The sequence below is a fragment of the Streptomyces glaucescens genome (assembly GCF_002154375.1).
GTDB classification, from domain to species: domain Bacteria; phylum Actinomycetota; class Actinomycetes; order Streptomycetales; family Streptomycetaceae; genus Streptomyces; species Streptomyces glaucescens.
Genome location: NZ_MUND01000638.1, coordinates 1 through 8,423, shown reverse-complemented (window position 1 = coordinate 8,423; position 8,423 = coordinate 1). Strand labels below are relative to the sequence as shown.

Below are 8,423 nucleotides of genomic sequence, written 5' to 3'. Positions count from 1 at the left end.
GGCGTCGCGGGGCAGACGGGAATTTGACGACACCCCCCAGGGGCCGGTGGGGGCCTGTGCCGGGCCCTGGCGTGAGTGAAGGCGGCTCACGCCGGGGCGGCGGCCGGTGCCGAGGCCGGCGGTGGCACGGGGGCGGTGTGTGCGGGGGCTGTGGGCGCGGACGTGGTGCGTGCGGGGGCAGCCGGTGCCGAGACGGGCGACGCGACGGCGGCAGGTACCGAGGCGGGCGACGCGAGGGCGGCAGGCGCAGGTGCGGGCGGCGCGAGGGCGATAGCCGCAGGTGCGGTCCGCGCCGGGGCGGCCGGTGGTGCAGTGGGCGGTGCGGGGGCCGTGCCGGTGGGGAAGCGGGCGCGCAGGAGGTCCACGAACGCCTCGGCGACGCCGGTCGGCGGCACGCGGGAGAAGACGCTCAGCGGCCGGATCCACGGCGGGTCGGGCGAGAGCACCACACAGTCCTCGCCGACGGCGCCGCGCACGACGTGCGAGGGCACGGCGCACACGCCGACCCCTGCGGCGGCCATCCGCACCGCCGTGGAGCTGTGCTCGGTCCACACCGCGGTGCGCGGAGCGAAACCGGCCCGGCCGCAGGCCCAGTCGAGGATGCGCTCGCCGTGGACGACGGGCTCCATGGCGCAGCGCACCCAGGGGCGGTCCGCCAGTTCGGGCAGCGTCACCGTCGTACGGCCGGCGAAGCGGTCGTCGAACGGCACCACGAGGACGATCTCCTCCTCGCCGATGGTGAGGGTCGTGCCGGGCCAGTCGGCGGGGGCGGGGCCGACGGCCAGGTCCGCCGCGCCGCGCTCGACGGCCTCCTGGAGGGACGCGGTCTCGGCGTACTCGTGCAGGCGCAGCAGGACGCCCGGGTGGGCGGTGCGCCAGTGCGCGAAGACCTCCGGCAGGACACCGACCGCGAGGGCGTGTACGGCCGCGACGTGCAGTTCGCCGCCTTCGGCGCCGGCGGTGGCGCGGGCCGCGCGGTGCGCCTGTGCGGCACTGCGGACGGCCAGTTCGGCGTGCGGCCGGAAGGCGCGCCCCATGGGCGTCGGACGCACGCCGCGCGGCAGGCGCTCCAGGAGCGCGCCGCCGACGGACCGCTCCAGGGCCTTGATCTGGTGCGAGAGCGCCGGCTGGGAGACGTGCAGCACCTCGGCCGCGCGGGTGAAGGATCCCTCCTCGACGACGGTCAGGAAGTACTCCATCTGACGCAGGCTCATCCGTCCCCGACTCCCGTCCCCCGACGGCTGCTGCCGCATCCGGTGCCATAGACATCGTTCATCGGTTCCACAAGAACATTGCCTTGGACGCATGGCAAGGGCCGGGCGGAGGCTGGGCGCATGAACACAGCGGACGTCATCGTCATCGGCGGCGGCACCGGCGGCTACAGCACCGCCCTGCGCGCCGCGGCCCTCGGTCTCCGGGTCGTGCTCGTCGAGCGCGACAAGGTGGGCGGGACCTGCCTGCACCGCGGCTGCATTCCGAGCAAGGCGATGCTGCACGCCGCCGAACTGGTGGACGGGATCGCGGAAGCGCGCGAGCGGTGGGGCGTGAAGGCGACCGTGGACGCGGTCGACTGGCCGGCGCTGGTCGCCACCCGGGACGACATCGTGGCCCGCAACCACCGGGGCGTGGAAGCGCATCTCGCACACGCGGGCGTGCGGGTCGTGCGAGGCAGCGCGCGCCTCACGGGGCCCCGCTCGGTACGGGTGGCGGGCCCGGACTCGGACCCCGGGGTGCGGGAGTTCATTGCGCGCCGGGGCGTCGTCCTCGCGACCGGCTCACGCCCGCGCACGCTCCCCGCGCTGCCACCGGACGGGCGGCGCGTGGTGACCAGTGACGACGCCCTGTTCGCGCCCGCGCTGCCGGCCTCCGTCCTGGTGCTGGGCGGCGGCGCGATCGGGGTCGAGTACGCGTCGTTCCACCGCTCCATGGGCGCGCGGGTCACCCTGGTGGAGGCGGCCGACCGGATCGTGCCGCTGGAGGACGCCGACGTCTCCCGGCACCTGACGCGCGGTCTGAAGAAGCGCGGCATCGAGGTGCAGACAGGCGCCCGGCTGCTGGACGCCGAGCTGCTGGACGACGGCGTACGCGCGCGGGTGCGCACCGCGCGCGGTGAGGTCCGTGCGGTCGAGGCGGAGCGGCTGCTGGTGGCCGTCGGCCGGGTCCCGGTCACCGAGGACCTGGACCTGGCCGCCGCGGGCGTCACCGCGGACGAGCGGGGGTTCGTCGTCCCGGCGGACTGGAACCGGCTGGAGACGGCCGTGCCGGGGGTGCACGTCGTGGGTGACCTGCTGCCGCCGCCGTCCCTCGGGCTGGCCCACGCCTCCTTCGCGGAGGGCCTGCTGGTGGCGGAGACACTGGCGGGGGCGGCCTCCGCGCCGGTGGACTACGCGGCGGTGCCCCGGGTGACGTACTCGTCACCGCAGACCGCGTCGGTCGGGCTGAGCGAGGCGGAGGCACGCGCGCGGGGACACGAGGTGGACGTGAACACGATGCCGCTGACCGCCGTCGCGAAAGGCATGGTGCACGGGCAGGGCGGCATGGTGAAGGTCGTCGCCGAGGCGGGCGGCGGGCGGGTGCTGGGTGTCCATCTGGTCGGCCCGCACGTGTCCGAGATGATCGCGGAGAGCCAGCTCGTCGTCGGCTGGGACGCGGAACCCGGTGACGTGGCCCGGCATGTGCACGCGCACCCGACGCTGTCGGAGGCGGTCGGTGAAGCGTTTCTGACGCTCGCCGGACGGGGGCTGCACCAGCAGTGAGCGCCGGGGCAGGCGACCCCGCCACACGCCGTGTGCGCAACCGGGCGCCCCCTGAAGCCTCCCCTGGCCTGTCCTTGACACCGCCTCCGGACCGTGCGGTACTGCGGATGCGAGGCCGGACGAACGGGGGTGAGTCACGTGCCGGAGCTGCGCTATCCCACAGTGGCCGAGCTGGTGGCCGCCGCCCACGTGCTGGCCGCCTCGTACCCCGGCTTGTGCACCCTGCGCGAGGTCGGGGTGTCCCGCGCGGGGCGCCCGCTGCACGTGCTGGCCGTGGGCCGTGCGCGCCGCGCGGTGCTGGTCGTCGCGGGCGCCCACGCCAACGAGCCGACCGGCGGCTCCACGCTCCTCGCGCTCGCCGAACGGGTGGTGGCCGAGCAGTCGCTGCGGTCGGGGACGTCGTGGCACTTCCTGCTGTGCGCGGACCCGGACGGGGCGAGCCTGCATGTCACGCCGGCGCCGCGCAGCCTGCTGGACTACCACCACGGGTTCTTCCGGCCCGCGGGCCCGGAGCAGCCGGAGTGGTCGCCCGCCGTGCTGCCCCCGGACCGGCTGCCGCCCGAGACGCGCGCGCTGACCGGGCTGATCGACGAGCTGCGCCCCTACCTCCAGGTGACCCTGCACGGGACGGAGCTGGGCGGCAGCTGGGTACAGCTGACCCGGGACATCCCGGGGCTCGCGGAGCCGTTCGGGAAGTCGGCGGCCGAGTTGCACATCCCGGTCGAGACGGGTGCCTCGGACGCCGCGGGCTGGCCCGCCTCCGGCCCCGGGGTGCACGTGATGCCCGCGCCCGGCGCGGTGGCGTATCCGAGCATGCCGGACGACGCGCGGCACAGCACCTGGTACCACGCGCACCGGTACGGCGGTCTCACCGCGGTCGTCGAGGTGCCGATGTGGGCCAGCGACCTGGTGGACGACCCGGCACCGCATCCGGCGCCGGCCGCGGCGATCCGCCGGCTCGCGGACCGGCTGCTGCGGGACGCGCGCGAGGTGGAGGAGGTGCTCGCGGAGTCGCTGCCGCGGCTGGACGGCCTCGACGGGCCGCTGCTGCGGGCCGCCCGGTGGGCGCTGGAACTGGTGCCGGGGCTGGCCGCGGACTGGATCCACACGCCCCCGGCGGACCACACAAGGGCGTACGTCGGCAGCGTGGACGCGTTCGCCCGTCGGCTGCCGCTGCGGGCCGCGGCGATGCTGCTGCGGGTGCTGCGCGAGGCCGACGACCGCGCGGTGCCGCGGCTGGAGCAGCTCGTGACGATCTGGAGCGAGACCTTCGCGGACCGGTTCCGGGCCCGCTGGGTGCCTCTGGAGCACCAGGTCGAGCACCAGTCCCGGACGGTCGTCGCGGCGGCGCTGCACGCGCGCGAGCGGGCGGCGTGAGGTCTCGTGCCCCAGCCCCGCCGCCACCACGCGCGCGTACCGCGGTCCGTGCACACCGACGGCGGTGAACACCGACGGCGGGCGCACGGACCGCGGGGGCGGGTGCGCACATGCCGCCGCGCGCACCGCCGCCCGCGTCGCCTCCCGTCAGCGATCGAGCGCGAACAGCGCCCCGGTCACCGCCTCCATGGCGCAGGAGTTCGAGAACGTCTCGCGGTAGTCGACCGGCCGCCCCTGCCACATCCCGCGCGCCTGGGCGGTCAGCGGCGCGTACACCATCGGGCAGGAGCCGTCCCGCGTCGCGATCCGGCGGATGTCGCCGTGCGCGGCGTCGAGCTGGGCGCAGGCCTCGGCGGCCCGGCCGTGGCCCAGCGGCGGTTCGCACAGCAGCAGGGTGTCGCGCGTCTCACCGGAGCGGTGACCCGCCGGGCGGAGGGGGCGCAGGCCCGGGCGGAGGACCTCGCCCCGGGTGACGGTGAGGTGGAGCCAGGTCCGCTGACCGGTCTCCCGGACCGGCTCGGCCGCCGCCCGTGCGGGTACCGCTCCGGCGGCGAACACGGCGAACACGGCGAGCAGGGCGGCCGTCGCCGGCAGACAGCGCCGGGCGGTCTTCACTGTGAGGGTGTGCGTCATTCCCGGTGCATCGGCACGACGGGCTCGGAACCCCAGTCCGACTCACCCGAACGGGAGCAGGGGGCGAGTCGCCACGCGGCCCGGTTCGAACGCCGCGAGCACCACGCGGGACTGGTACTCGGCCTGCCGGGCGACCGGGATCCACTCGTCACCGCGGCCGTCCCGGTGCTCGGCGGTCCAGGGGTCGAGGAGGCCGGCCCAGCTCGGGCAGCACGCTGGCGGGGTCGCGCCCGGCGGCGGTGACGAGCTGGTGCGGTCAGTCACGACTCGGCGGGAGCGTCAACACCGCGGACGGTGACCGGATTTGCCAGTGGCTGCGGGCGCGGCGGCCGTGCGGGCGCGTTCGGGCGAACCGCTCAGTGCGCGGCGAGACGGAACCCGACCTGCCCGAAGGACACCTGGTCGCCCTCGCGGACGACGGTGGCGCCGATGACGCGGCGGCCGTTGACGCTGGTGCCGTTGGTGGAGCCGAGGTCCCGGAGGATCCACATGCCGCCCTGGCGGCTCAGTTCGGCGTGACTGCGGGAGACCGTCTCGTGGGTCAGCCTGAGGCCGCTCGCGGGGTCGCGGCCGATCCGCAGGGAGCTGCCGACCGCCGGGTGCGGCAGCAGCAGCTTGGGCAGCCGCTCGGCCTGCCAGGCCCGGCGCAGCCGCGCGGAGAACCCGGAGACCGCCTCGACGGTGCCGAACACCACGCGGGAGAAGCGGCTCTCGGTGGGCAGATCGGCGGTGAGCGCGGCCAGTTCGTCGGCGCGGCGGGCGGCGAGGGCTAGTTCCATCCGGCGGACGAACGTGTCGTGGGACAGACGGCCCATGGCGACGCCGTCTCGCAGGACCTTCAGCGCATGGTCGCGCTCCGCGTCCGAAGGGCGCGGGAGAGAGGTCGGGAACTCGAAGGACGACGTCACGCTGGTGATTGTCGGTCAGTGAACCCCGGGTGTCCAGAAAACGGAGATACGGTCCCCACGCGCGGGTACCTGACGACACCTGCCGTAAAAGGGAAGATTCAAAAGCGGATTGATCTTTTTTGGCGCACCATGGACGGGCTACATCACGGTGAGCAGACGAAGGGGAACCGTCCGTGCAGTTCGAGGTGTGGGCACCGCAGGCCGGCCGAGTGACGCTCCATTGCGAGGGCGTCACGCACGCGATGGAGCGCGATCCGGAACGCGCGGGGTGGTGGATCGCCGAGGCGGAGGCGCGGGACGGCACGCGGTACGGCTTCGCGGTGGACGACGGGCCGGTCCGGCCGGATCCGCGGTCGCGCCGGCAGCCGGACGGTCCGGACGGGCCGAGCGCGGTCGTCGACCACGAGAGGTACGCGTGGCGCACCGAGTGGCCGGGGCGTCCGCTGCCTGGGGCGGTCCTCTACGAGCTGCACGTGGGCACGTACACGCGTGAGGGCACCCTGGACGCGGCGGCCGAACGGCTGGACCATCTCGCCGAACTGGGCGTGACGCACGTCGAGTTGATGCCGCTGTGTCCGTTCCCGGGCCGGCACGGCTGGGGGTACGAGGGGGTCTCGCTGTGGGCGGTGCACGAGCCGTACGGCGGTCCCGAGGGGCTGAAGCGGTTCGTCGACCGCGCCCATGAGCTGGGCCTCGGCGTGGTCCTGGACGTCGTCCACAACCACCTCGGCCCGTCCGGCAACTACCTTCCGGCGTTCGGCCCGTACTTCACCGAGACGCACCACACGCCGTGGGGCGCGGCGGTGAACCTGGACGCACCGGGCTCGGACGAGGTGCGCGCGTATCTGACCGGCAGTGCGCTGGCATGGCTGCGGGACTACCGGATCGACGGCCTGCGGCTGGACGCGGTGCACGCGCTGGTGGACACGCGCGCGTACCACTTCCTGGAGGAGCTGTCGACGGCGGTGGACGGGCTGTCCGCCGACCTCGGTCGGCCGCTGTTCCTGATCGCCGAGTCGGAGCTGAACGATCCGCGGATGATCACCACGCGCGCGGAGGGCGGTTTCGGGCTCCAGGCGCAGTGGAACGACGACTTCCACCACGCCCTGCACACCGCGCTGACCGGGGAGTCGCAGGGCTACTACGCGGACTTCGCGCGCGCTCCCCTGAATGCCCTGGCCAAGACGCTGACCGCGGGGTTCTTCCACGACGGCACCTACTCCAGCTTCCGCGGCCGGCACCACGGGCGCCCGCTCGACCGCACCCGGGTGGCCGCGCACCGGCTGCTCGGCTACAGCCAGACCCATGACCAGATCGGCAACCGGGCCCAGGGCGACCGGCTGTCCGCCGCCCTCTCCCCCGGGCTGCTGGCCTGCGCCGCCGCGCTCACCCTGACCGGGCCGTTCACCCCGATGCTGTTCATGGGCGAGGAGTGGGCGGCGGGCACGCCCTGGCAGTTCTTCACCGACCACACCGATCCCGAGCTGGCGGAGTCGGTACGGCGGGGCAGGCGGCACGAGTTCGCGGCGCACGGGTGGGCCGAGGAGGAGATCCCGGACCCGCAGGACCCGGCGACCCGGGACCGCTCGTGCCTGGACTGGTCGGAGCCCGAACGCGAGCCCCACGCGCGCGTGCTCGCCTGGTACCGCCGCCTCATCGAGCTGCGGCACCAGCAGCCCGACCTCACCGATCCCGATCTCGGCGACATCAAGGTGGCCTACGACGAGCGGGCCCGCTGGCTCGCCTTCCGGCGCGGCGATGTGTGCGTGGTCGTGAACTTCGCCGGGGAACCCGCGACGATCCCCCTGGGCACCCGCCCGGCCCAGGTGCTGGCCGCGTGGGAGCCGGTGGACACCCCGGACACGGAGGGCCGGCTGCGGCTGCCCGGGGAGTCCTGCGTGGTGCTGGCCCAGCCGTGAGCGGGGGGCGCGGGGCCTCCGCTGGGTGAGCGGAGAGACGCGCCGGGCAGCAGCCCGGGCCGGGCACGCGCGGCACCCGGCGGCTGAGCAGGCGGCACGCCGAGCAGGGCACGCGCGGCACCCGGCGGCTGCGCGGGTGCTACGCGATGCCCGGCGACCCGGTGGACACGCGCGGTGCCCCGGCGGACGAGCGGAACGGTGTGGCGCTCGGACGGCCCCACGGCACGTGCGGGACACGGCCGGCTCGTGTGCCGCGCGGGGACGCGTGAACCCGCGCGGTGGGCCAGGCGCTGCGTGTCCGGGAGCGTGCCGCTGGACGTCCGGCCTGTCCGGGAGCGTGCCGCACACCCTGCCGGGTGGGGCGTACGGCGTGCCGGGGCGCGCCGCACGCCTCACCCGGCGGAAGACCCGGCGTGCCTGCCCACGGGCGCGCCGCACGGCCCCGCCCCGGGGAGAGCCCGACGTGCCCCAGGCGCGCCGCACGGCCCCGCCCCGGCCGAAGACCCAGCAGGTCCACAGACCTCTCGCCTGCCTCACCGGAGGCAAGCGCCGCCCGGTGCCCGCCAGGGGGTGTCGTCACACTCCCGTCGTCGTCCGCAGGACGGCTTTGCGGCGTCCGGTGCGTGCTCTCGGCGCGCCGGGCGGAGTCCCTCGTACTGGATGTACTTGGGGCTTCGCCCGGCGCGGCGAGAGTGCGTGCCAGGCGTCGCGGGGCAGACGGGACTTTGCGGACACGGCCTAGGGCAGGAGTGCGCGTCGGTGGCGGAGTCCGGGTCGGCCGTCGACGGTCAGGGAGCCCGCCTCGGTGAACCCGCAGCGCCGCAGTACGG

At 75.3% G+C, this 8,423-nt stretch carries 6 protein-coding genes and 1 pseudogene; 3 read left to right on the top strand and 4 right to left on the bottom strand.

Features of this window, described 5'->3' with window-relative positions; translation table 11 throughout:
- Positions 1 to 299: 299 nt before the first annotated feature.
- A pseudogene (locus tag CCN42_RS33800) lies at positions 300 to 1,214 on the bottom strand (LysR family transcriptional regulator); the annotation flags it as partial.
- A 120-nt stretch (positions 1,215 to 1,334) separates the two neighbouring features.
- Here CCN42_RS33800 and lpdA point away from each other — a divergent pair.
- The gene (gene lpdA / locus CCN42_RS33795; protein ID WP_086741255.1) at positions 1,335 to 2,756 is read left to right on the top strand and encodes a dihydrolipoyl dehydrogenase; all 1,422 of its coding nucleotides are present in this window, start codon (positions 1,335 to 1,337) and stop codon (positions 2,754 to 2,756) included.
- A gap of 129 nt (positions 2,757 to 2,885) precedes the next feature.
- Positions 2,886 to 4,133, top strand: a complete 1,248-nt coding sequence (locus tag CCN42_RS33790; RefSeq protein ID WP_086741254.1) for a M14 family zinc carboxypeptidase — start codon at positions 2,886 to 2,888, stop codon at positions 4,131 to 4,133.
- Positions 4,134 to 4,280: 147 nt separating this feature from the next.
- Here CCN42_RS33790 and CCN42_RS33785 read toward each other — a convergent pair whose 3' ends face one another.
- The 3 genes from CCN42_RS33785 to CCN42_RS33775 all read right to left on the bottom strand — a co-directional run bounded on the left by CCN42_RS33785 (position 4,281) and on the right by CCN42_RS33775 (position 5,674).
- Positions 4,281 to 4,766, bottom strand: coding sequence for an SSI family serine proteinase inhibitor (locus CCN42_RS33785; RefSeq protein ID WP_086741253.1), 486 nt, complete (start codon positions 4,764 to 4,766; stop codon positions 4,281 to 4,283).
- Between the two features lie 42 nt (positions 4,767 to 4,808).
- Positions 4,809 to 5,030: a hypothetical protein gene (locus tag CCN42_RS33780; protein WP_422641232.1), complete on the bottom strand. Its 222-nt coding sequence runs from the start codon at positions 5,028 to 5,030 to the stop codon at positions 4,809 to 4,811.
- A 92-nt stretch (positions 5,031 to 5,122) separates the two neighbouring features.
- The gene (locus tag CCN42_RS33775; protein ID WP_086741252.1) at positions 5,123 to 5,674 is read right to left on the bottom strand and encodes an FHA domain-containing protein; all 552 of its coding nucleotides are present in this window, start codon (positions 5,672 to 5,674) and stop codon (positions 5,123 to 5,125) included.
- 173 nt (positions 5,675 to 5,847) lie between these two features.
- Between CCN42_RS33775 and treZ the strand changes: the two genes are divergently transcribed.
- Positions 5,848 to 7,593 (top strand): malto-oligosyltrehalose trehalohydrolase, encoded by a 1,746-nt coding sequence (gene treZ, locus CCN42_RS33770; protein WP_086741251.1) that lies wholly within the window; start codon positions 5,848 to 5,850, stop codon positions 7,591 to 7,593.
- Positions 7,594 to 8,423 lie beyond the last annotated feature (830 nt).

What these genes read in the sequence shown, in the direction of transcription:
- lpdA (WP_086741255.1), top strand. Translation starts at nt 1,335, where the DNA reads ATGAACACAGCGGACGTCATCGTCATCGGCGGCGGCACCGGCGGCTAC.
- CCN42_RS33785 (WP_086741253.1), bottom strand. Translation starts at nt 4,766, where the DNA reads ATGACGCACACCCTCACAGTGAAGACCGCCCGGCGCTGTCTGCCGGCG.